Genomic DNA, 21,637 nt, shown 5'->3' with positions numbered 1-21,637 from the left:
CGTGCTGGCGACAGCGAGCAAGGGCCGCCCATCCCATGTGAAGGGCGGCTGAGGACGGGCAGGCTGTGAGGCGTTAACCCGACACCGTCCTGAAACCTTTTCATCGGCCCGTTGTCATTCATCTGCAACGGAGCGGTCACGAAACTCTCGCGTGGCCGCCCTAGTCGGCCCCCGACACTGCCGCACGCATCGCGGCAGAATGATGGGGGCAATAATGGTTCGATCGTCGGTTTCGCTGTTCGCCTTGGCCATGTCGCTGGCTTTGCCCGCTGCCGCCGAGGCACAGGACATGGCCGCTGCCCAGGCGCAGGAAACGGGCGCAGCTGTTGTCGCGCAGGATGTGGAAGCGGCGGGCGGTGACGCCGATGCGGCCGCGCCGACGGTGGTCGTCACCGGCCGGGAAACCCGCACTTCCGTCGCGCTGCCGGGAGCCGAGATGCAGAAGATCCTGCCCGGCGTCAGCCCGCTGCGCGCGATCGAGACACTGCCCGGCGTGCTTTACATCACTGCCGATCCCTGGGGTTACAACGAACAGAACGCCCAGCTTTTCATCCACGGTTTCGCCGCTAACCAGCTTGGCTATACCATGGACGGCCTGCCGCTGGGCGACCAGAGCTATGGCAACTACAACGGCCTGTCCCCGCAGCGTGCGGTGATTTCCGAGAATGTGGCGCGCGTGGTGGTGTCGGCCGGCGCGGGCGACCTTGCGACCGCGTCGAACAGTAATCTGGGCGGCACGATCGAGACCTTCTCGTCCAATCCGCTCGACAGGCCGGGCATCCAGGCGTCGCAGACCTTTGGCAGCTACGACACCTCGCGCAGCTTCGTCCGGGTCGACACGGGCAGTTTCGGCGGCAACAATTCGGCCTACATCTCCGGCGCCCGCCAGCATGCGCGCGCCTGGGACTTCCGCGGCATCCAGGGCGGCTGGCAGGCCAATGCGAAGTTCGTGCATGACGACAGCATCGGCAAGCTGACCGTGTATTTCGACTATAACGACTTCGCCCAGCCGAACGAGGACGCCACCGTCTTCTTCAAGCCGTCCACCGGCGGCACGGCGACCCCGGTCCAACTCTACACGCCCTATACCAAGCCGTTCTTCTACCCGGACTTCGCGGGCTATCGGAACAACTACCTTTCCGCGCAGGGCAACTCGCCCGCCGCGGAGGGCAGCAACTATCGCAACTATTATTCGGACGCGCAGCGGACCGATTACCTCGCCTATGCTCGCTATGACGCGCACCTGGCGAGCTGGGCGAACCTGTCGACCACCGGCTACTACCACCATAATGACGGTGCGGGCGTTGTCGCGGGGCCGCTGGGTCAGTCGATCACCACCGCCCAGCCTTACCTCGACCCGGCCTATGCCAGCCTTCCCGCCAACTGCCGGTTCGGCGGGAACGCGAATGGTGTCAGGCCGGCCGCCTGCACGGCGCTGACGGCGGCACAGGCTGCGGCCTCAGGCGCGGCGCTGGTGGCGGCAACGGGCGGATCGGGGCTGATCACCCGCACCACCGAATACCGGATCGATCGCTGGGGCGTGATCTCCGCGCTCAACCTGGATCTCGGCGCGCACAAGGTGGAGCTGGGCGGCTGGTTCGAGCATAACAGCACGACCCAGTGGCGACGCTGGTACGGCGTGGACGTCACCAACCCGGCCTCCAGCACGCCCTATATCCGCCCGCTCGATGCCGCGCAGCCGCTCTTCACCCAATATCAGGGCGACGCGACGATCGAGCAATTGCAGCTGCACATCCAGGATAGCTGGCAGGCGACCGACAAGCTGGTCGTCCAGGCGGGTTTCAAGACAAGCGCGCAATGGGCGAATGGCCGTTATCCGGTTCAGCCGCGCGCGGGGTCGCTGTCGGGCCTGTCGGGCGGACTGCCGCAGGGGCGCATAGATACCAAGCGCTGGTTCCTGCCGGCTGCCGGTGCGACCTATGACTTCAACGGCCACGAGCAGCTTTACTTCAATGTCCAGAAAAACCTGCGCCAGTATCAGGCGTACCTGGCCGGCGGTGGCGGCCCATGGTTCACCGGCAGCCAGGCAGCCTTTGACGCGTTCCGCGACGATGGCAGGCCGGAAAGCAGCTGGACCTATGAAGCCGGCCTTCGCACCAACCGCACCTTTGACAACGGCTTTGGCCTCAGCGCGCAGGTCAATTATTACCATGTCGACTTCAGCGACCGCCTGCTCGCCATCTCGACCAACCCGGGCGGTATCGCCGGCAGCGGGATCACGGGCGGTACATCGATCCTGGTCAATGTTGGCGACGTGAAGACGAACGGGGTCGATGCGGCGTTCACCTTGCGGCTTGGCCGGGCGCTGACGCTGTACAATGCGGCGTCGTACAACCTGTCCAAATACCAGAGCGATTACACGTCCGCGGCATCGGGCATCGGCGCGGCGACCGACTCCTGTATCGGCGGCTACCTAGTCACCGGGGGTGTCGTGCCGACCTGTGGCAAGGAACTGCCCGGTGTGCCCAAATGGCTGAACAAGACGGTCGCGACCCTGTCGGTGGCGCCGTTCGAGGTGCAGGTGATCGGCGACTATGTCGGCCGCCGCTATGCGACGTTCAGCAACGACGCCACCGTGCCGTCCTTCTTCCAGGCGTCGCTGCGGGTCGCGGCGCGAATGCCCGACGACTTCATCGCACCCCTGCGCAAGGCGGAGATCGCGCTGAACGTCACCAACCTGACGGACAAGAAGGGCTGGTCCACCGTTTCGATCGGATCAGCCACCAACAGCTATTCGGCCTATCCCATCGCGCCGCGCCAGTGGTTCCTGACCCTGTCGGCGGCCTACTGAGATGAGGATGGTGGCGGCCGGTGGCCTTAACCGGCGAGAGGTCATCGCCGCCATCGGCGCGGCCGCGCTTGCCCCGCGCGCGCTGGCGGCGGAACGGCGGGTCGAGGTGTTCGGGCATCGGGGTGCGTCAGCACTTCGCCCCGAACACACGCTGGCGTCGTACGAGAAGGCGATTGCGGACGGGGCGGACTTCATCGAACCCGATCTGGTCATCAGCAAGGATGGCGTGTTGATCATCCGGCATGAGCCCAACATCGCCGAAACCACCGACGTCGCCCGGCATCCAGAGTTTGCTGGCCGCAGGACCGAAAAGGTGATCGATGGTGTCGGCCAGGTCGGCTGGTTCGTCGAGGATTTCACGCTGGCCGAGCTAAAGACCCTGCGGGCGATCGAACGGCTGCCGCAGCTTCGCCCGCAAAACGCGGCGATGGACGGGCGCTTTGGCCTGGTGACGTGGCAGGAGATGATCGACTTTGCCGCAGCCGCGTCGCGGGCGCGGGGTCGGCCGATCGGGCTGGTGCCCGAACTGAAGCACTCCACCTATTTCCGTGCCCTCGGACTGCCGCTGGAGGATCGCTTCCTTTCGACGCTGGACGATGGCTTCGTGCGGCGCTGCCCCTTGGTCATCCAGTCGTTCGAGGTCGGCAACCTCCGGCATCTGCGCCGCAAGCTTGGCCGGCGCGCGAACCTGCGGCTGATGCAGCTGATCGATCCGGGCCACCCGCCGGCCGATATCGTCAAGCAGGGCGGGAGCCTGACGTCAGCGTCGATGATGGAGGCAGCGGGCCTCAACGATATCGCCCGCTATGCCGACATTCTGGCGCCCGATACGCGCAGCATCATCCCGCTTGGACCCGACAAGAAGCTGCTGCCGCCGAGCCCGGTCACCGCGCTGGCGCACAAGGCCGGGCTGAGCGTGATGCCCTATACCTTCCGGCCCGAAAACTACTTCCTCGCCGCGGACTTCCAGAATGGCGACGGCCCGACTGCGCGAAACCCGGCGGGGTCGGTTGCGGAGATGCGCGCTTATCTGGCCGCGGGGATCGACGGATTCTTCACCGACGATCCGGGGCTGGGGCGGCAAGCGGCGGATCAGGCTAAGGCCGGGCCTGTCCGGCGGGCAAAGGCGGCGTAAGACGCGCGCAGGTCAGGAGCGCACGTAAAACAGGTGCGAGTCGACCCGGGCGACCTTGGTCAAGGTGTCGCGCCAATAGGGCACCATCCAGTCCGTGTGGTAATGCGTGGCCTTGCCCACCTCGGCAAAGACATAGCCGTCCAGCGCACGCCGGCCCGCCCGGCGCGCCGCCGCCCAGCCGCTGTGCACCGTGCGTCGCTGTATCGACCCGTCGCAGGTGAACGAGAACTGGCATCCGGTCGCGCGCGCATGGCCCTGGTACACGACACCGCAGACTGTCTTGGGGAAGCCCGGCGCGCGCACGCGGTTCAGGATGACCTGGATCACGGCCCGTTGCCCGCGGCGGTCGTCACCCGCCTCGTACAATGCCGCGGTGGCGAGGCACTCGGCCGCCTGCTCCCGTGATGCCGCGCCGCCGTGGAAGCGGAATGGGGCCGCCCGGCCACGCCGATCGCGCTGCACCGGTACGGCGGCGTTCGACACCCGCGCCTGGGCCATGGTCAACGGCACGGTTCGAGGAGGCTCGATCGCGCGCGGCCATGGGCCGAGAACCCCGATCGCGATGGCGATCCCGGCGACGACCAGCAGGAAGAACAGCCATTGATCGGCCGCGGCATCGCGAGCGCCGCGTGCGGACGAACGGGAGGAGCGCGGGGCCATGGTGCGGCGATCTAGCGGAGAGGACGCCCCCGGCCCACCCGTTCCGGCAAACGGGCAAAGCGGGGGGCGGCAAGGGCGACTCCGCTACCGCGCGGCTTTCGCGGTGCCGGGGCGGGCCGTCGCATACATCTGCCACGCGATGTCGCGCAGCAACGCCATCCGGTCGTCACCCCGCTGGAACAGGTCGAAATGCGTCTTGCCCGGGACGTAGGTGAAGGACGATCGCGCGCCCAAACCGTCCATCACCGATTGCAGCCGATGGGCGGCGGCATCGAGGTAGAATGTGTCGGCTGTTCCGACGATAACATGGACCTTGCCGTCCAGGTCGGATCGCAACTGCGGCCAGTCGCGCTGCACCCGGTACGCAATGTCGTAATTGTCGCGCCAGTACCGGACCACCTCAGGATCGACACGGCCGGTGGCGCGGTCGAACAGGGGCAGGGGGCGCCCGTCCGGCCCCTTGGGCGAGAACACCCATTCGAACGACGCGTTCTGCCCGCCATAAACGCCGAGCAGCTGCTCCACCCGCCCGACCTGCCGCTGGGTCGCGGTGACCTGGCCCTTGTCGCGCGACAGCGGCAGTTCCTTGCCATCCGGGCCGGTATAAGCGTTGGCGTTGGGAGCGTAGATGTCGACGTTGGTGAAGGCGTGAAAATCGCTCGGGTCGGGCGACGTCGACCAGGTGCCGCCAAAGACCGACGGGTAGCGCGTCTGGAGCCACAGGGTCGCCCAGCCGCCCGACGAATGGCCGGTCAGGAAACGCGACCCCGGCCGCGCGTCCATCGCATAGCGGCCCTCGATCCAGGGCAGGAACTCCGTCGTCAGCGCCTGTCCCCAGGGGCCGTTGTTGACCGAGTCCGCGAACTCATGCGTGCCGGTGGGAGAGCTTTCGTCCAGGAAGACCCAGATCATCGGCGGCGACTTGGCCGACGTCATCTCCACCGTCATGCGCGCGGCGGACCCTTGCGCGGACGCAAGATTGCTGCCGAACCCGCCTGTCGAGAACACGGTAGGATAGGTCGCGCCATCGCGGCCATAGCCGGGCGGCAGCGCAACCCAGCCACGGATATGAGTCGGCCGTCCCCAGAAGGCCGACAAGGCCGGGCTGGTGAAGTCGACCGCCTGCACCTTTGCCAGCGCGGCGCGCATCGCCCCGCGCTCCTTTTCGGGCACCCGGGCGAGGTTCTGCTCGATCGTGCGGGCCGGAACGGCGGTGGTCAGCACCAGCCGCGGTTGGGCGCCGGGCAGCGCCGCTTCCACGACGGGTGACAGCAGGTCGCCTTCACCGCGACCGCCATAAGCATAGTCGTGATTGCGATCGAGCACCGCCTGGAACCGATAGCGCCCGGCGGGCAATCTGGAGAAGGCGGACGGGAACACGTCCGTTGCCGTGTCCACCGTCGCGACCTCTCCCGGCGCGAGCGAGGCGACCTCACGCGCGGCAAGCACGGTGTCGCCGGGCGCATAAGCGTCGATGTCGACGCCGTCGGCATCAGCCTTGTCCTCCTTGCTGTCTGGCTTGGCGGCAGGGTCGATACGGCGAGCGAACACGAGCAGGCGCCCCGATTGCGCCTGAGTCAGCGACGGCGCGAGCGTAACCGTCACCGTGTCATTGGACTGGATCTGGGTTTGGGTCTGAATCTGGGTTTGGGGCTGAACCGGCACCTGCGCCGTCGCTGGTGCCATGCCCGCCAGCAGCGCGGCAGCCGTCATCAGTCCAATCTGCCCCATGTTCCTGCCCCCAGATCAGCCGCCCATTTGCCCCAGTGCTAACGTGACGGCCCGCCCGCTGGCAAGCGCGTGCCCGTGGCGGAGGATTGGTGATGGAGCCTTGTCGAGTACGGTTGTCGTGACGACCCAAGCTGCACAAGCGGTTGGAGCCGGCGCGAAGGGCTGACGGATAAAAATCATGGCATGGCGCACGTCAGCCCGCTCTTGCTTGCCGGCCCGGCCATGGGGCTCGCATGGTCGAGGAGGTCGCAGGGGCGGAGCCGGGCAGCAAGGTTGTCCGTGCGCGCGTCCGGTTACGGCACCGGTCGCGAAACGCGGCGAGCGTCAGCGGGCTGGGGCTCCTCAACCTGGTCCAACGCCCGCAACAGGTCGTCGAACGGGTTGTCCTGGCTGACGCGGAACAGCCGCTGGAAGCCACTTCCCAGCGTGTCCAGGTCACGCTGGGTGAGCAGTCCGACGGCAACGATTTTTTCTCTTGGCACTGCACATCCTTTCCGGCGGTACCAACCGAGGCCAACCCATTTTGTGCCAAATGTTACGCCTGCGTTAGCCTTCATGGACGTGGCGGCGCAAATGGGGCATAGGGAACAAGGCCGCTTGCGCGACGGATCACCCGAATCTGTCCCGGCCTTGCCCCGACCTGCAACGGAAGGGCATGTCAGATTGTTCTTGTGGTTCGCAGGTCCAAGCGGCAGCGAACAAGCAGTTCAGATTACCAAGGATCATACGTGGCGTTCAAAGTACCTTCCTTTCAAGATCGTATCGCGCTGGCCCAGGAGGCCAAGCAAAAGGCGCTGGAGAAGCTGAAGGCCAAGCCTCCGGTTGATGAAGCGGTGCTGGCGGAGCGTCGCCAGGCCTGGGAAGCGGAACAAGCGGCCCTGGCAGAGGCTCGTGCGGCCAAGGCGGCGGCTCTTGCCGAGGCAAAGGCCGAAAAGGCAGCGGCGATCGCTGCCGCCCGTGCAGAAGCCGAAGCGGCTGCTGCCAAGAAGGCTGCTCGTCTGAAGCCCGCCACGGCTGAAGAAATGAAAGCGGCCCGCGATGCCCGCTATGCCGCCCGCAAGGCGCGCAAGTAGTTCTGACCCGGCGCGGCGCCTGATGGCGCAGTCGGCTGGACAGAAACGCCGGGCCGTCGCCCGGCCCTGCCGCTGACGCGCCTCTTTCCATCAAAGCGAAGCATGGTCCCGGCCGGCCGTGCTTCGCGCCCATGTAAGAGCGCCGACGGCGTCAGCGGGCGCGGATAGGAGCCTCGGCCGCAAGCTGGTCATGCGCGACCTGCTGCAACGCGGCGGCCTGGTCGGCGGAAATGCCCAACTCGTCCGCCGCACGCTCGCTGCGCCCTAACACCAGCGGGTCGATCCCCGTGACGCGGCCAAACACCACCAGCGCTTCGAGATAATAGCCATAGGCGCTGGCATGGTATTGGTCGTGCGCCCACAAATCGACCTGCCCGAAGGCCTTCCCGTCGTAAGGGTTCGGGTCTGCGAGGCCGGCAGCAAAGGCGCGGTTCCAGGCCTGCCCGACCGGCAGCACCCCGGCGATGCCGGATGTGGTCGCAACGGCCCGGTCGGCGGCCGCGCGCAGGTCGACGGCCATGCGCGTGACGGGCTGGCCAAACCATCGCCCGCCCGGCTTGTAGGTCTGATCCGCGCGGGTCCAGGTCGCCATCAACCAGGTCTGCACCGCAGGATTGCGCGCTCGCACCAGCGCGGCAAGCCGCCCGGCATCACGCAGATAGTTGGTCGGATCGCCTGCGCGATCGGGATCGAGCGTGCTGTATTCCTGCAGCACCACCACATCCCACGCGCGGTCGATCAGCCGGCGGCGCTGGTCATAATGGAAGCCAAGGGTCTTGCCGCCCTGTGTTTCCAGGCTGACGGCATAGTTCAGCCCGGCCTGAAGCGTGAACTGTTTGAACAGGGCCGGGACCCCGCCATAGCCGGCGCCATTGAGGTCGGTGACGGTCGCCGCGTGCCAGTTGCGCACGGGGGAGGAGGCACCCTGCGTGAAGCTGTTGCCGACGAACAGGATGGAACGCGGCGCTCCGGTTGAAGCGGGCGGGGCGGCGACGGCGCGCTGCTGGGCGGGTGCTGTGGTGGCGATCAGCGCGGCCATCCCGGCCAGAATACGTCCGATCATGCTCTTTCCCAAACACCCTTCGCCTGCCAGCGCGTGTAGGGGCGGCGCAAGGGCGCGTACAGCGCCACCTTTGCTCCCCCAATCAGGCGGGCACAGCCTCCATGCCGTTGTCGACCAACATCGTCAGGCCCCAGATGGCAAGGCCGCCCAGCGCCAGGGCACAGCCGACCCAGCCGGTCGAGGCCCAGCCATAGCCGCCCGCAACGGCCAGCCCGCCGAGCCACGGCCCCAGCGCATTGGCCGTGTTAAACGCCGAATGGTTCAGCGACGCGGCCAGCCCCTGCGCCCGCCCGGCGACGTCCATCAGCCGGGTTTGCAACACCGTGCCGAGCGCCCCGCCAATCCCGATGGCCAGCACCGCGACGCAGATCGCCCACAGCGACGTGGTCGCGACGGTGTACAACGCCAGCGACGCCGCGCTCCACAACAGCAGCCCGCCCGCGGTCGGCATCAGCGCGCGATCGGCGAAACGCGGCACGATCAGGTTGCCGAGCGTCAGTCCTATGCCAAAGATCGCCAGCACGAACGGCACCGCCGCGGGTCCCACTCGCGTCACTTCCAGCAAGGTGGAGGCGAGATAGGTGTACACCGCGAACAGGCCGCCAAAGCCGATGGCGCCGATCGCCAGCGTCAGCCAGACCTGCCCGTTCTTCAGCGCGCCCAGTTCCTGAAGCGGGCTGGCGCCAGGCTCCGGCCGGTCATGAGGCGCCACGAACCACAGCGCGGCGGCGGTTGCTGTCGCCAGCAGCGCCACCACCGCAAAGCCCCATCGCCAGCCCAGCGCCTGGCCCAGCGCGTTGGCGAGCGGCACGCCGACAATGGTGGCGACGGTCAGTCCCAGCATTACCCGGCCCACCGCGCGGGTGCGCTGCTCGGCGGGCACCAGCGATGCCGCGACCAGCGCCGAGATGCCGAAATAGGCGCCATGCGGCAGCCCGCTCGCGAACCGGGCGACCAACATCCAGCCATAGGTGGGGGCGAGTGAACTGGCGGCGTTGCCCAGCGCAAAGGTGATCATCAGCCCCAGCAACAATGTTCGCCGGGCGACCCGCGCCGACAGGACGGCGATCAACGGCGCCCCGACGACAACCCCGGAAGCATAGGCGCTGATAACATGGCCGGCCGTGGGTTCGTCGATACCAAGGCCCTGCGCCAGAAAGGGCAGCAGGCTCATGGTCGCGAATTCGGTCGTTCCGATGGCGAACCCGCCGAGCGCGAGGGCGAGGTGGACGATGCCGGCGGGAAAGGTTCGTTGCTGCGTCAAAAAGTCCTGCACTTTGCTGGAGCTACCGATAATCGCACGGGGTCGGGCCCTATGGGGGAAGACGCCTCGAAACTCCCCCATGTTTTTACTTCGGGGCACGATAGGACGCGGCGGCACCGGCCAGCCGCCTGCGCCCGGTCAGCCAGAATTGCGCAGGGCGGTGGCGATCGCGTTGATCGACAACAGGATACCTTCCGCCACGCGGGGATCGTCCTCACCCGCGCGATGCCGCTTCAGCAGCTCTATCTGGAGCAGGTTCAGCGGCTCCAGATAGGGCAGGCGCAGGCGGATCGAGTTGTCGAGCGCCGGATGGTGTTCCAGCAGCCGTGATTGCCCGGTGATGGCGAGCAGCCCGTCATGGGCCTGCTGCCACCCGTCGCGGATGGTGCCAAAGATCGGGCGCAGCGCGCTGTCCTCGACCAGCTCGGCATAGCGGCCCGCGATGCTCATGTTCGACTTGGCGAGCACCATCTCCATGTTGGCGAGGGTTGCGGCGAACAACGGCCAGCCCTGCGCCATCTCGGACAGCAGGCCGCGATCGGCCGCCGCAATGGCCTGACCGACACCATACCAGCCCGGCAGCATGATCCGCGCCTGTGCCCAGCTGAACACCCAGGGGATAGCGCGCAGGTCCTCGATCGCGTCCGACTTGGTCCGGCTGGCGGGACGGCTGCCGATCTTCAGCCCCGCAATCTCCCCAATGGGCGTGATCTGCCGGAAAAAGGTGCGAAAGCCGGGCGTCTGGTAGACCAGGTCACGATAGGCCCCGAACGCTGCCGCGGACATGGCATCCATCGCCGCGGTGAAGCTTTCGTTCTCGGCGTTGGACAGCGCCTCTGGCTCCAGGCTCGCGAGCAGGGTCGCCGACGCCATCGCTTCCAGGTTGGTGATCGCGCTGTCGCGGGTGCCGTATTTGCCGGCGATCACTTCGCCCTGTTCGGTGATGCGGATGCGGCCCTGGACGGTGCCGGGCGGCTGCGCACGGATCGCGGCAAAGGAAGAGCCGCCACCGCGCCCCACCGCGCCGCCCCGGCCATGGAACAGCTGCATGGTCACGCCAGCTTCCTCGAACACCGGCCGCAGGGCGGTGGATGCGCGCGACAGCGACCAGGTGGACGTCAGGTAGCCGCCATCCTTGTTGCTGTCCGAATAGCCGATCATCACCTCCTGATGGCCGCGCGCGCGGGCGAGGGCGGCGGCTTCGGGCAGGGCGAACCAGGCGGTCATGATCGCGGGCGCCGCCTCCAGGTCGCCGATGGTTTCGAACAGCGGCACGGCCTGGATCGTCGCGGACGGCGGGTCGCCTGCGCGATACAACCCGACCTCCTTCAGCAGCAGATTGACTTCCAGCAGGTCGGACACGGACTTCGCCATCGACACGATCGAACGCTGGATGCAATCGGGACCAAGCCGCGCCTGCGCCTCGGCGGCAGCGGCGAAAATCGCGAGTTCGCCTGCCGTCTCCTCGCTGTAGGAGGCGAAGCGGCTGGATAGCGGGCGGGCGTTGGCGAGTTCGCGCCGCAGCAGCGCAACCCGTGCGTCCTCGTCCAGCGCGGCATAGTCGTCCTCAACGCCAGCAACGCGGAACAGCTCGGCCACCGTCCGCTCGTGAACCGCGCTGTTCTGGCGCAGGTCGAGCGTGGCGAGGTGGAAGCCGAACGTGTCCACCGCGCGGATCAGCCGGCCGAGCGCCCCGCTGCCCGCCAGCGCCCCGTCTCCGCCACCCGCCAGGGCGCGGGCGATCGCAACCAGGTCACCGCGCAGGGCGGCCGGATCGGCATAAGGCTCACCTGTCAGTGCGCCGGGCCGGGGCGCCGCCTTGCCGGTCAGCGCACGATGGGTGGCGACCAGGCGCGCGTAGATGCCCGACAGCGCCCGGCGATACGGTTCGTCCGCGCGGCTTGGCGCATTGTCGCCGCTCGCGTCCGCCAACGCCTGCACCGCCGCGTCGGCCGGTTGGTGCTCGGTCGAGATCGACAGCTCGGCGCCCAGCGCGTGCACGGCGTCGAGGTAGTGGCCCAGCACCGTCTCGCTCGCCCGGGACAGGGCGGTGCGGAGCGAATCCGCGGTGACGAACGGGTTGCCATCTCGATCGCCGCCGATCCAGCTGCCCGGCTTCAGGAACGATGGCACGCGCTCGCCCAGTGCGCGGTCCCAGCGCTGGTACAGCGTCGGCAACGCGGGCAGGAAGACATCGCGCAGATAGGACAGCGCGGTTTCCACCTCGTCGGTGACGTACAGCCGTTCACGACGCAGAACCCGGGTCTGCCACAACAGCGCGATCTGGCGCCGGATCGCCTCATCCACCGCGTCACCGTCCGGGGTTTCGGTCGCCCCCGTGTCGCGGATCGCCATCAACTGCGCGATGCGGTTGCGGTGATCGATCATGCTCTTGCGGCGCACTTCGGTCGGGTGCGCGGTGAGGACGGGCGCAACCAGCGCGCCGGACAGCAACGCCAGCACCGCCTCTCGCGTCACGCCATGTTCGTCCAACCGGGCGAGCGCCGCCGCGACATCGGCGCCCGGTTCCGCGCTGATGCCCTGCCGATCTTCTGCCAGGTTCGCGAGCATCGAGAACAGCATGAACCCGCGCGTGAATTCCAGCGTGGCGTCGAGGTCGAGCCTGCCCAGCTCCAGTTCGGCCGCGCCCGCATCGCCGCCCCGGTGCCCCTCGACCGACGCGCTGCGGATTGCCTCCGTCGCCTCGAACAAGGGCTCCCCGCCATAAGCGCGGATCACGTCACCGAGGAGCGCGCCCAGGAAACGGACGTCGGGATTGTTGGCGAGGGGTGCGGGCTGGGTCATCGTGCGCCGATGCTGCAGCGCAAGATAGCTCCGGTCAACGCTTCATCCGGCCTTCGGCGGCGCGCTCATCGGTGGTCAGGGAGCCGTCGCGATTGGCGTCGAGCCGGTCGAACCGTCCGATCATGCCCTGGCCCCACTCCTCGGACGAGATGCGCCCGTCCTTGTCCTTGTCGAGCGCCGTCAGCCTTGAATCCTGACGCGGCAGCTCATCGGCGGAAACCATGTTGTCGCCGTCGCGATCAAGCGCGTGAAAGCGCCGCTCGACCATGGAGCCATAGTCCAGCCGTGACATGACCGATGGCGGCACGAAGCCCGCGGCGCGCTTGTCGGCTTCCGCCTGCTCTTGCTTGGCGGTGTTGCCGCACGCGGTCAGCGCGGCACAGGCAGACAGGAGAAGTGCGGCAGGAATGGATCGCATGGTACCTCGCATGGCTTAAACGGTGTTAAGCGGCGGACCGGCCGCTGGTTCCACCCCGCCATCCGCGCAACCGATGACAGGTGGTCAAGCTTCCAGCTCGATGTCCCAATACAGCCAGTCGCGCCAGGTCTCATGCAGATACCCCGGCGGGAAGGACCGGCCATGTTCCTGCAATTGCCAACTGGTCGGGCGGATCGGTTCCAGGTGCAGCGGCATTGCGGCCTGACGCGGGGTGCGCCCGCCCTTGCGCAGGTTGCAGGGGGCGCAGGCGGTGACGACATTCTCCCATGTGGTGCGGCCACCCTGGGCCCGCGGCACGACATGGTCGAACGTCAGGTCGCGCCCGCGGCCGCAATACTGGCACTCGAACCGGTCGCGCAGGAACAGGTTGAACCGGGTAAAGGCCGGAAACTGCGACGGCTTCACGAATTGCTTGAGCGCGATCACCGAGGGCAGCTTGACGGCGATGGTGGCGCTGCGCACCTCGCGTTCGTAATGCGCAATCACGTCGACCCGGTCGAGGAACATCGCCTTGATGGCGGTCTGCCAGGGCCACACGCTCAGCGGGTAATAGGACAAGGGCGTGTAATCGGCGTTGAGCACGAGTGCGGGACACGAATCTGGATGTCGGATCAGGTCGGGATGAAACACGACTTCTCCCTCGTTCTCGGCCTGGCGAACGGCCCAGCATACGGCGGCGTTCCAGGTCCGGGTGACCCATTGCCGATGCGAATGACGACCGCATGACAGCACGACCGGCGATTCAGGGTCAAGCGGATGTTGCCGCGCCCGTCGTGAGCCGCTTTGCGCCGAGCCCGACGGGGCGCCTCCACCTCGGCCACGCGGCTTCCGCTATCCGGGCGCACGACCTGGCGCGGTTGGCGGGCGGGCAGTTCCTGCTGCGGATCGAGGACATCGACGGTACCCGCAGCAGGCCCGAACATGTCGAGGCGATCCTGGCGGACCTGCACTGGCTGGGGCTGGAATGGGACGGGCCGGTCACCTTTCAATCGGCCCGGCTGGATCGCTACGCGGCGGCACTGGAAAAGCTGAAAGCGCGCGGCCTGGTCTATCCATGCTTCTGCACCCGCGCAGAGATCGCGGCCGCGAGCCTCCACGCGCCGCACGGGGCCGAGCCGACCTACCCCGGCACCTGCCGCGCCCTCACCACGTCCGACCTGTCGCGACCGCACTGCTGGCGCCTCGACATGGCGCGGGCGGCCGAGGAGGCGGGACCGCTCGATTGGCACGACGAGGCGGCGGGCCGGGTCGAAGCGGACCCGCTTGCCGCGGGTGACGTGATCCTCGCACGCAAGGATGCGCCCGCCAGCTACCATCTGGCGGTCACGATCGACGACGCGGCGCAGGGAGTGACCGATGTGGTACGGGGGCTAGACCTGTTCCGCGCGACCGATGTTCATCGCCTGCTCCAGGCGCTGCTCGGCCTGCCGACGCCCCGCTACCATCACCATCCGCTGCTGGTCGGTCCCGATGGCGTCCGTCTGGCCAAGCGCCACGGCAGCCCGACGCTGGAGGCGATGCGGCAGGCGGGGCGGGATGGTCCTGCGCTCGCGAACTCACTCCGGGCCGGCGGACCACCATTGGAATTAACACCGCTCAATACTAGATAGCGGACATGCAAACGCTGCTTATCCTCATCCTCGTCGGTCTGATGATCGCGACGGTGGTCGCCCTGGTCCGCGGCATCATCGCCTTTCTCCAGGACCAGACCAATGAGGTGAAGGGCACCGGGCCCAGCGCCAGCGCGGTGAAGTCGAACAAGATGATGCAGATGCGCATCATGTTTCAGGCGCTGGCGGTGCTGGTGGTGGTTGTGCTCCTGTTTGCCGCCGGCCGCACCTGACGAGTTCGAACGCTGGTTAAGCTCAACCGCATCTACACCCGCACGGGGGATGACGGCACGACCGGCCTTGTTGATGGGTCGCGCGTGGCGAAGAAAGATGCGCGGCTGATGGCGATCGGTGAAGTCGACGAGGCTAACTGCGCCATCGGCGTCGCGATTGCCACGCTGGGCAGCCACCCGCTTACGGCCGAACTGCTGACGATCCAGAATGACCTGTTCGACCTTGGCGCAGACCTGGCAACGCCGGGCGACCAGCCGGGCGCGCTACGGGTGGTGGAGGCTCAGGTCGACCGGCTCGAAGCGGCCATCGACACCGCCACGGCGCAATTGCAGCCGCTGACCAGCTTCATCCTGCCCGGCGGCAATGCGGGTGCCGCTGCGCTGCACCTGGCCCGCGGGGTGGCTCGGCGGGCAGAGCGGGCGGCGGTGGCGGTTGTCGGGCTCAATCCGCTGGCGCTCGCCTATCTCAACCGGCTGTCGGACTATCTGTTCGTCGCCGCCCGCCTTTGCAATGACGGGGGTGCCGCCGACGTGCTGTGGCGCCCTGGCGCGAACCGCTGATCATGGCAGAGGTCGCCCCCGCACCGCACGCGGCCTCCCCCCCGACCTTGTTCCAGAAGGTCCGGCGCTTGTCGCTGGAGCTTGCCGCGCACCTGTCGGATGCCGACGCGACGGTGCAGTCCATGCCGGACGCGTCCCCAGCGAAATGGCACCTCGCGCACACGACCTGGTTCTTCGAAACATTCGTGCTGCGCGACCATGTCCCCGGCTACCAGCTTCACGACCCGCGCTGGCCGTTCCTGTTCAACAGCTATTACGAAGCGGAGGGGGAGCGTCACGCGCGTGACCGCCGCGGCATGATCACCCGGCCGACGCTGGATGAGGTCAGGGCCTATCGCGCCCATGTCGACCACGCGGTGCTTCGCGCCTGGCCCGACCTGCCCGACGAGGCGCGGGCATTGGTCGAGCTCGGCTGCCACCATGAACAGCAGCATCAGGAGCTGCTGCTGACCGACCTTACCCACCTGTTCGCGCAAAACCCGTTGGAGCCGGCGGTGTGGCCCGCATCGACACGGGCACCCGTTGCCGTGCCCGGACCCGCCAATTGGATCGAGCATGGGGGCGGTGTGGCCGAGATCGGTCATGGCGGGGCGGGCTTTGCATTCGACTGCGAAACCCCGCGCCACGCCGTGCTGCTTCAGCCCTTCGCGGTTGCCGACCGTGCCGTCACCAACGCCGAATGGGCCGCGTTCATCGCGGACGGCGGCTATGACTCGCCCGGCCACTGGCTGGCGGACGGCTGGGCATGGGCACGCGCGAACGCAGTGCGCGCGCCGCTGTATTGGGAGGGGGATGGCGAGGGCTGGACCAGCTTCGCGCTCGACGGCCGCCGCCCGGTCGACCCTGCCGCCCCGGTCGCGCACATCAGCTTCTACGAAGCGGATGCTTATGCCAGCTGGGCGGGCGCCCGCCTGCCGACCGAAGCGGAGTGGGAAGTGGCAGCGGCGGGAGCGGACCCACTCGGCGGTGACCAGCTCGACGGCCCCGGACCGGCTACGCCCGCCCCGGTCCGGCCCGGTGCCCGGCCCGGCTTTTTCGGCGGCACCTGGGAATGGACCGGCAGCGCCTTTCGCCCCTACCCCGGCTTTCGTACCGCAGCCGGTGCCGTCGGGGAATATAATGGCAAGTTCATGAGCGGGCAGTTCGTCCTGCGCGGCGGGTCGAGCGCCAGCCCGCGCGGTCACCTGCGCGCCAGCTACCGCAACTTCTTCGCGCCCGACAAACGCTGGCAGGTGACAGGCCTGCGCCTGGCCCGAGATCGGTGAGCGCGGATCCGGCCTTCCGCGCGGACGTGCTGGCAGGGCTGGGGCGTCGGCCCCGGGCTATTCCGGCGCGCTGGTTCTATGACCGGCAGGGGTCCGAGCTGTTCGAAGCGATCACCGGACTGCCCGAATATTACCCGACCCGCACCGAAACGGCGATCCTGCATGCCGCCGGTACCGCGGTCGCTGCCGCGGTCGGCCCGGCACGCGCGGTGGTGGAGTTCGGGTCGGGATCATCGACCAAAACGCCTATCCTGCTCGGGGCGGTAGCGCCGAGCGCTTATGTGCCGATCGACATATCGGGCGATTTCCTGCGCAGCTCCTCGGCCGCGCTGGCCGCCGCGCATCCGGAACTGTCGGTGCTGCCGGTCGAAGCCGACTTCACCCATGCCGTGACCCTGCCCGCCGAAGTTACGCCGCTCGGCAAACTCGGCTTCTTTCCCGGCTCCACTATCGGGAACCTGCGGCCGTCCGAAGCGGTCGACCTGTTGCGTTCGATGCGCGACACGCTGGGGCAGGGCGCGTTCCTGCTGATCGGCATGGACCGGATCAAGGACACCGGTCGCCTTGTCTCCGCCTATGACGATGCCGCCGGTGTCACCGCTGCCTTCAACCTTAACCTGCTCGCCCGGATCAACCGCGAGCTGGCCGGCACCCTACCGCTCGACGCTTTTCGTCACCGCGCGCTCTGGAACGAGGCGGAGGCGCGGATCGAGATGCATCTGGAAACAACGCGTGACATCGCCTTCCAGGTCGAAGGGCAGCCATTCGCCATGCACGCAGGTGAGACGATCCACACCGAGAACAGCCACAAATATGGCGATCGCGATGCCCGGCTGCTGCTCGCGGCGGGCGACTGGACGCCTGTTGCGGCCTGGACCGACCCCGACGACCTGTTCGCGGTTTATCTTGCCCAGGCGCAGCCGGCGCCGCTCGCGCCCTAGACGAAGCCGCGCCGCCGCGCGCCAATCCAGGTGATGATGAAGACGGCCAGCCCGACGACCATCGCCGACACCGATGCTTCGGGGCCAAAGATGCCGCCGGACAGCCACTCGGGGGCGCCGCTCACGGGGGCGCTGGCGAACAGGCTGCCATTCTCGACATGGCCCGACACGCGCGCGCCGAACACCGGCCCCTGCATCATGTTCCAGGCGATGTGCACGCCGACCGACATCCACAGCCGCCCGGTCAGGAGGTAAAAGCCCGCCAGCATCGTACCCGCTTCGATCGCGATCGCCACCGCGCCCAGCCAGGTCGCGTTCGGATTGCCCAGGTGACCGCCGCCGAACAGCAGCGAAGACAGGATGATAGCCGGCCACACTCCGGCGGCGCGCATCAGCAGGCGAAAGATGATCGCGCGCGTCAGCAACTCCTCCACCAGGCCGACCTTGGTGTAGGTCAACAGGTCGTTCGGCCAGTCATACCAATTGGCCCGCGCAAGGGTGTACGCGCCGAGCAGCCGCAGGCTGGCAAAGACCAGCGCGAACATCCCCGTCCCGATCAACAGGCCAAGGCCCAGGTCGCGCGGCAGCGCCGACAGGCGCAGTTCCTCGACCGGGCGCTTCTCCACCCGGCGAACCAGCGCCGCGTACACGACAAAGAGCGCGACCAGCGACAGCGTGCCCCCGATGTTCGCCACCGTGGCGGACTGGTGAAGTGGCCCGCGCAGCACCGAACCGACCGCGGAAAACGCGATAAACACCGCGAACAGCGCCAACATCCAGCCGAACGCAATCGCCGGGCGCCAGCGCCTTGGCCGCAGGATCCCGTTGTCGCCCAGCGCGATCGGCACAAAATCCATGTCGTCTCCCCCGTTCCCCGGGGCCACGCTAGCGGCTAAGCGCGGGCGGGAACAGGAGAGATGCTGATGAACACCGTGGGCGTGATCGGGGCGGGGCAGATGGGCGCGGGGATCGCGCAGGTCGCGGCCCAGGCAGGATATCGCGTGCTGCTGTCCGACGTCTCGCGTGAACGGGCGGAGGCGGGCAAGGCCGGGATCGCCAAGCAGCTCGCGCGTCAGGTTGACAAGGAAAAGATCACCGCGGACGCCCGCGATACTGCGCTGGCGCTGATCGAGCCGGTGGACGCGCTGTCCGCCATGGCACCCGCCAGCCTGGTGATCGAGGCGGCCACCGAGCGCGAACCGTTGAAGCGTCAGATCTTCACCGAAGTCGGCGCGGTTCTGGCATCCGACGCGGTGCTCGCCTCCAACACGTCATCGATCCCGATCACCCGGCTGGCTCAGGCATCCCCCGATCCCGCGCGCTTCATGGGCGTGCATTTCTTCAACCCGGTGCCGGTCATGGGGCTGATCGAGCTGATCCGCGGCCTTGCGACCAGCGACGAGACGGTGGCGCGGGTGGAAGCATTCGGGCGGACGCTGGGCAAGGAGATCGTCCATGCGAACGACGCGCCCGGCTTTATCGTCAACCGCGTGCTGATGCCGATGCTCAATGAGGCGTGCTTTGCGCTGGGGGAGGGCGTCGCGAGCGTGCGCGATATCGACACCGCCTGCCGGCTGGGCCTCAATCACCCGATGGGGCCGCTGACGCTGGCCGACTTCATCGGGCTGGACACCTGCCTCGACATTACCCGCGTGCTGTTCGAGGGCACGGGCGATCCCAAGTTCCGCCCGGCGCCCCTGCTGGTCAAATATGTCGAGGCGGGCTGGTACGGGAAAAAGGTCGGCCGCGGCTTTTACGACTGGACCGGGCCGGAACCGGTGCCAACGCGGTGACGGGAAGCGACGCCATCGGGTTGGTGGGCACCGCGCTGATCCTTGGCACCTATGCACTGACCGTTGCCGGGCGAGCGGACCCGAAACGAGCACCGGCGCTGGCGGGCAATGCCGCGGGCGCCAGCCTGATCCTCGCCAGCCTGTGGCACGACTGGAACCTGTCCGCCGCCATCGTGGAAGGTGCCTGGGCGGTGATCGCGCTGCTGGGCCTCCTCCGCCTTGCGATCAGGCGGCGGTAGCGCCCCTGCCGCCCCGCGCTAAAAGGATGCGCCACAAGGGCATGCTGAGCAGCAGGGCGAGCCCGAACGCGGGATAGGGCATCAGCGCCGATGCGACCAGCGCAATCGCCGCGCCCAGCACCACCGCCCGCCCGCGCCGGCGATAGGTGGCAAGCAGCGCCGGGTGGGCATCCTCGGCCACCACCGGCGCGCGCAGCACATGGCGTTGCAGGTTGAGGTTGAGCAGCGCCGCCGCCAGCAGCCACGCGCAATACAGCATCACCGGCAACCTCGCGAAGGTGTTGGCGCTCATGAACGCGGTGAAGAACGGTGTCGACGCGATCGCCAGCAGGAACCACAAATTGCTGACGATCAGCCGCTCGTCCCAGCGCGCGGCCAGGGCAAAGGCGCGGTGATGCCCTGCCCAAAAAGCGCCGATTACCCAGAAGCTGACCGCAAAGCCCCAGAACTCCGGCACCAGTTGCAGCAGCGCCTGCGCCTGTTCCGCAAACGGCTGGCCATAGTGCAGGTGCGGCGGGTGCAGCTCGATCACCAGCAAGGTGATGGCGATTGCGAACACGGCGTCCGAGAAGAAGACCAGCCGTTCGAGCCGGTGCGCGGAGCCGTGGTCGAGCGCCGACATCGCCGTCAGCCGATCAGCAGCCCGGCCAGCGCCGCGCTCATCAGATTGGCCAGGCTTCCCGCCGCCAGCGCCCGTAGCCCCAGCCGCGCGATGTGGGGCCGCTGGTTGGGCGCCAGGCTGCCCGTCACCGCCATCTGGATCGCGATGGAGGAGAAATTGGCAAAGCCGCACAGGGCAAAGGTGACGATCGCCACCGTCCGCTGCGACAGCTGCGCCGCCTGCTTGCCAAGGTCGATGTAAGCGACGAACTCGTTCAGCACGATCTTCTCGCCGAAAAGCCCGCCCGCGATCCCCGCTTCGCGCCAGGGAATGTTGAGCAGGAACATCACCGGCTGGAACACGTAGCCGAGCAGCCCCTGGAAGCTCAGCTGCGGATAACCGAACAGGCCGCCAACGCTGCCGAGCAGGCCGTTGGCGAGCGCGACCAGCGCCACAAAGGCGAGCACCATTGCGCCAACCGCCACCGCCAGCTTCACGCCCGTCTGTGCGCCCTGTGCAGCCGCCATGATCAGGTTGGCGGGCTTTTCCTCGTCATGCGTCGCATCGGGCAGCGGCTCGCCCGGGATGGGCTCACCACCGGCAACGCCCAGCGGCAGCTCCGGCTCGGCCGGGGTCGCGGTGTCGGGCATGATGATCTTGGCCATCAGGATGCCGCCCGGCGCCGCCATGAAGCTTGCCGCCAGCAGATAGTCGATGCTGATCCCCATCGAGGCATAAGCCGCCAGGATCGTCCCCGCGACGCCCGCCATGCCGCTGGTCATGACCGTGAATAGCTGAGCGGGCGTGAGGCCGGCGAGATAGGGGCGGATCACCAGCGGCGATTCGGACTGGCCGACAAAGATGTTCGCCGCCGCGCACAGCGATTCGACCTTGGACGCGCCGATCACCCATTCGATGGCGCCGCCGATCCAGCGCACCACCAACTGCATGACCCCCAGATAGTACAGGATCGACACCAGGCTGGCGAAGAAGATGATCACCGGCAGCGCGGCGATCGCAAAGCTGTTGCCGCCGATCGCCGGGCTGGCGAGCGGGCCGAACAGGAAATCGACCCCCGCCTTGGCATAGCCGAGCAGCGCCGACACGCCAGCCGACGCGCCTGCCAGCGCGCTGCGGCCGGGCGACCAATAGAGCACGATCACGGCAATCGCCGCCTGCAATGCAAACGCCGCGCCCACGATCCGCGGCCGGATGGCACGACGGTTCGTCGACAGGGCGAACGCGATCAAAAGAATGACAACAATGCCGATCAGGCCGATCAGGATACGGTTCAACGCGCTGAGTCCCCCGTGAGGCCCGGCACGCGTCCGCCCTTCACCGCTGCGCAGCATAGGGAAGGGAAGGCGGGTCGGGCAAGCCGGAGCCACGGTCGTGCATTGGCGAATTGGGAC

The 21,637-nt window shown here is 67.7% G+C and carries 21 protein-coding genes; 10 read left to right on the top strand and 11 right to left on the bottom strand.

Going from position 1 to position 21,637, the window contains the following annotated elements:
* Positions 1-214: 214 nt before the first annotated feature.
* On the top strand, positions 215-2,812 hold the full coding sequence (locus tag FHS94_RS09775) for a TonB-dependent receptor (RefSeq protein WP_184057213.1): 2,598 nt from the start codon (positions 215-217) through the stop codon (positions 2,810-2,812).
* 1 nt (position 2,813) lies between these two features.
* Positions 2,814-3,947 carry a glycerophosphodiester phosphodiesterase family protein gene (locus tag FHS94_RS09770; protein ID WP_343055229.1) on the top strand — a complete coding sequence of 378 codons (1,134 nt, stop codon included), beginning with the start codon at positions 2,814-2,816 and terminating at the stop codon, positions 3,945-3,947.
* A 12-nt stretch (positions 3,948-3,959) separates the two neighbouring features.
* Here FHS94_RS09770 and FHS94_RS09765 read toward each other — a convergent pair whose 3' ends face one another.
* The 3 genes from FHS94_RS09765 to FHS94_RS09755 all read right to left on the bottom strand — a co-directional run bounded on the left by FHS94_RS09765 (position 3,960) and on the right by FHS94_RS09755 (position 6,820).
* Positions 3,960-4,607 (bottom strand): cell wall hydrolase, encoded by a 648-nt coding sequence (locus tag FHS94_RS09765; protein WP_184057211.1) that lies wholly within the window; start codon positions 4,605-4,607, stop codon positions 3,960-3,962.
* Between the two features lie 84 nt (positions 4,608-4,691).
* The gene (locus FHS94_RS09760; RefSeq protein WP_246348488.1) at positions 4,692-6,338 is read right to left on the bottom strand and encodes an alpha/beta hydrolase; all 1,647 of its coding nucleotides are present in this window, start codon (positions 6,336-6,338) and stop codon (positions 4,692-4,694) included.
* A 293-nt stretch (positions 6,339-6,631) separates the two neighbouring features.
* On the bottom strand, positions 6,632-6,820 hold the full coding sequence (locus tag FHS94_RS09755) for a hypothetical protein (protein WP_184057209.1): 189 nt from the start codon (positions 6,818-6,820) through the stop codon (positions 6,632-6,634).
* A 246-nt stretch (positions 6,821-7,066) separates the two neighbouring features.
* Between FHS94_RS09755 and FHS94_RS09750 the strand changes: the two genes are divergently transcribed.
* Entirely contained in the window at positions 7,067-7,411 is a 345-nt protein-coding gene (locus FHS94_RS09750; protein ID WP_184057207.1) for a DUF6481 family protein, read from the top strand.
* A gap of 151 nt (positions 7,412-7,562) precedes the next feature.
* Here the strand turns inward: FHS94_RS09750 and FHS94_RS09745 are convergent, their stop codons facing one another.
* From FHS94_RS09745 to FHS94_RS09725, 5 genes are all read right to left on the bottom strand, one after another.
* Positions 7,563-8,474 carry an SGNH/GDSL hydrolase family protein gene (locus tag FHS94_RS09745; RefSeq protein ID WP_184057205.1) on the bottom strand — a complete coding sequence of 304 codons (912 nt, stop codon included), beginning with the start codon at positions 8,472-8,474 and terminating at the stop codon, positions 7,563-7,565.
* Between the two features lie 82 nt (positions 8,475-8,556).
* Positions 8,557-9,738 carry an MFS transporter gene (locus tag FHS94_RS09740; protein ID WP_246348486.1) on the bottom strand — a complete coding sequence of 394 codons (1,182 nt, stop codon included), beginning with the start codon at positions 9,736-9,738 and terminating at the stop codon, positions 8,557-8,559.
* 138 nt (positions 9,739-9,876) lie between these two features.
* Positions 9,877-12,543, bottom strand: coding sequence for a phosphoenolpyruvate carboxylase (gene ppc / locus FHS94_RS09735; RefSeq protein ID WP_184057201.1), 2,667 nt, complete (start codon positions 12,541-12,543; stop codon positions 9,877-9,879).
* Positions 12,544-12,577: 34 nt separating this feature from the next.
* Positions 12,578-12,961, bottom strand: coding sequence for an EF-hand domain-containing protein (locus FHS94_RS09730; protein WP_184057199.1), 384 nt, complete (start codon positions 12,959-12,961; stop codon positions 12,578-12,580).
* Positions 12,962-13,045: 84 nt separating this feature from the next.
* Complete coding sequence (locus FHS94_RS09725) at positions 13,046-13,612, bottom strand: HNH endonuclease (RefSeq protein WP_184057197.1); 567 nt, start codon at positions 13,610-13,612, stop codon at positions 13,046-13,048.
* A gap of 92 nt (positions 13,613-13,704) precedes the next feature.
* Here FHS94_RS09725 and gluQRS point away from each other — a divergent pair, with 92 nt between their 5' ends.
* The 5 genes from gluQRS to egtD are packed head-to-tail and all read left to right on the top strand — an operon-like array spanning position 13,705 to position 17,592.
* Entirely contained in the window at positions 13,705-14,592 is an 888-nt protein-coding gene (gene gluQRS, locus FHS94_RS09720; RefSeq protein ID WP_184057195.1) for a tRNA glutamyl-Q(34) synthetase GluQRS, read from the top strand.
* A gap of 5 nt (positions 14,593-14,597) precedes the next feature.
* Complete coding sequence (locus tag FHS94_RS09715) at positions 14,598-14,825, top strand: twin transmembrane helix small protein (RefSeq protein ID WP_184057193.1); 228 nt, start codon at positions 14,598-14,600, stop codon at positions 14,823-14,825.
* Between the two features lie 12 nt (positions 14,826-14,837).
* On the top strand, positions 14,838-15,386 hold the full coding sequence (locus FHS94_RS09710; RefSeq protein WP_184057342.1) for a cob(I)yrinic acid a,c-diamide adenosyltransferase: 549 nt from the start codon (positions 14,838-14,840) through the stop codon (positions 15,384-15,386).
* 2 nt (positions 15,387-15,388) lie between these two features.
* On the top strand, positions 15,389-16,651 hold the full coding sequence (gene egtB / locus FHS94_RS09705; RefSeq protein WP_184057191.1) for an ergothioneine biosynthesis protein EgtB: 1,263 nt from the start codon (positions 15,389-15,391) through the stop codon (positions 16,649-16,651).
* Positions 16,648-17,592, top strand: coding sequence for an L-histidine N(alpha)-methyltransferase (gene egtD, locus FHS94_RS09700; protein WP_343055228.1), 945 nt, complete (start codon positions 16,648-16,650; stop codon positions 17,590-17,592). Before egtB ends, egtD begins: the two co-directional genes overlap by 4 nt.
* On the opposite strand, the gene FHS94_RS09695 is transcribed toward egtD, so the two are convergent.
* A complete protein-coding gene (locus FHS94_RS09695) occupies positions 17,589-18,449 on the bottom strand; it encodes a CPBP family intramembrane glutamic endopeptidase (protein ID WP_184057189.1) in 861 nt (286 codons plus the stop codon). The genes egtD and FHS94_RS09695 overlap by 4 nt on opposite strands.
* 66 nt (positions 18,450-18,515) lie before the next feature.
* On the opposite strand from FHS94_RS09695, the gene FHS94_RS09690 reads away from it, so the two are divergent.
* Positions 18,516-19,385 carry a 3-hydroxyacyl-CoA dehydrogenase NAD-binding domain-containing protein gene (locus FHS94_RS09690; RefSeq protein ID WP_184057187.1) on the top strand — a complete coding sequence of 290 codons (870 nt, stop codon included), beginning with the start codon at positions 18,516-18,518 and terminating at the stop codon, positions 19,383-19,385.
* Positions 19,382-19,624 carry a CBU_0592 family membrane protein gene (locus FHS94_RS09685; protein ID WP_184057185.1) on the top strand — a complete coding sequence of 81 codons (243 nt, stop codon included), beginning with the start codon at positions 19,382-19,384 and terminating at the stop codon, positions 19,622-19,624. The genes FHS94_RS09690 and FHS94_RS09685 overlap by 4 nt, the downstream gene beginning before the upstream one ends.
* On the opposite strand, the gene FHS94_RS09680 is transcribed toward FHS94_RS09685, so the two are convergent.
* Complete coding sequence (locus FHS94_RS09680) at positions 19,611-20,246, bottom strand: TMEM175 family protein (RefSeq protein WP_184057183.1); 636 nt, start codon at positions 20,244-20,246, stop codon at positions 19,611-19,613. The genes FHS94_RS09685 and FHS94_RS09680 overlap by 14 nt on opposite strands.
* Positions 20,247-20,251: 5 nt before the next feature.
* On the bottom strand, positions 20,252-21,520 hold the full coding sequence (locus FHS94_RS09675; protein ID WP_246348521.1) for a NupC/NupG family nucleoside CNT transporter: 1,269 nt from the start codon (positions 21,518-21,520) through the stop codon (positions 20,252-20,254).
* Positions 21,521-21,637 lie beyond the last annotated feature (117 nt).

Origin of the sequence: Sphingomonas aerophila (genome assembly GCF_014199305.1) — a bacterium.
In the GTDB taxonomy this organism is placed as follows: domain Bacteria; phylum Pseudomonadota; class Alphaproteobacteria; order Sphingomonadales; family Sphingomonadaceae; genus Sphingomonas; species Sphingomonas aerophila.
Note: the sequence above shows the minus strand (reverse complement) of the source record. Positions and strands in the feature narration are given on the sequence as shown.

What these genes read in the sequence shown, in the direction of transcription:
- FHS94_RS09775 (WP_184057213.1), top strand. Translation starts at nt 215, where the DNA reads ATGGTTCGATCGTCGGTTTCGCTGTTCGCCTTGGCCATGTCGCTGGCT.
- FHS94_RS09770 (WP_343055229.1), top strand. Translation starts at nt 2,814, where the DNA reads ATGAGGATGGTGGCGGCCGGTGGCCTTAACCGGCGAGAGGTCATCGCC.
- FHS94_RS09765 (WP_184057211.1), bottom strand. Translation starts at nt 4,607, where the DNA reads ATGGCCCCGCGCTCCTCCCGTTCGTCCGCACGCGGCGCTCGCGATGCC.
- FHS94_RS09760 (WP_246348488.1), bottom strand. Translation starts at nt 6,338, where the DNA reads ATGGGGCAGATTGGACTGATGACGGCTGCCGCGCTGCTGGCGGGCATG.
- FHS94_RS09745 (WP_184057205.1), bottom strand. Translation starts at nt 8,474, where the DNA reads ATGATCGGACGTATTCTGGCCGGGATGGCCGCGCTGATCGCCACCACA.
- ppc (WP_184057201.1), bottom strand. Translation starts at nt 12,543, where the DNA reads ATGACCCAGCCCGCACCCCTCGCCAACAATCCCGACGTCCGTTTCCTG.
- FHS94_RS09730 (WP_184057199.1), bottom strand. Translation starts at nt 12,961, where the DNA reads ATGCGATCCATTCCTGCCGCACTTCTCCTGTCTGCCTGTGCCGCGCTG.
- gluQRS (WP_184057195.1), top strand. Translation starts at nt 13,705, where the DNA reads ATGACAGCACGACCGGCGATTCAGGGTCAAGCGGATGTTGCCGCGCCC.
- FHS94_RS09715 (WP_184057193.1), top strand. Translation starts at nt 14,598, where the DNA reads ATGCAAACGCTGCTTATCCTCATCCTCGTCGGTCTGATGATCGCGACG.
- egtB (WP_184057191.1), top strand. Translation starts at nt 15,389, where the DNA reads ATGGCAGAGGTCGCCCCCGCACCGCACGCGGCCTCCCCCCCGACCTTG.
- FHS94_RS09695 (WP_184057189.1), bottom strand. Translation starts at nt 18,449, where the DNA reads ATGGATTTTGTGCCGATCGCGCTGGGCGACAACGGGATCCTGCGGCCA.
- FHS94_RS09690 (WP_184057187.1), top strand. Translation starts at nt 18,516, where the DNA reads ATGAACACCGTGGGCGTGATCGGGGCGGGGCAGATGGGCGCGGGGATC.
- FHS94_RS09680 (WP_184057183.1), bottom strand. Translation starts at nt 20,246, where the DNA reads ATGTCGGCGCTCGACCACGGCTCCGCGCACCGGCTCGAACGGCTGGTC.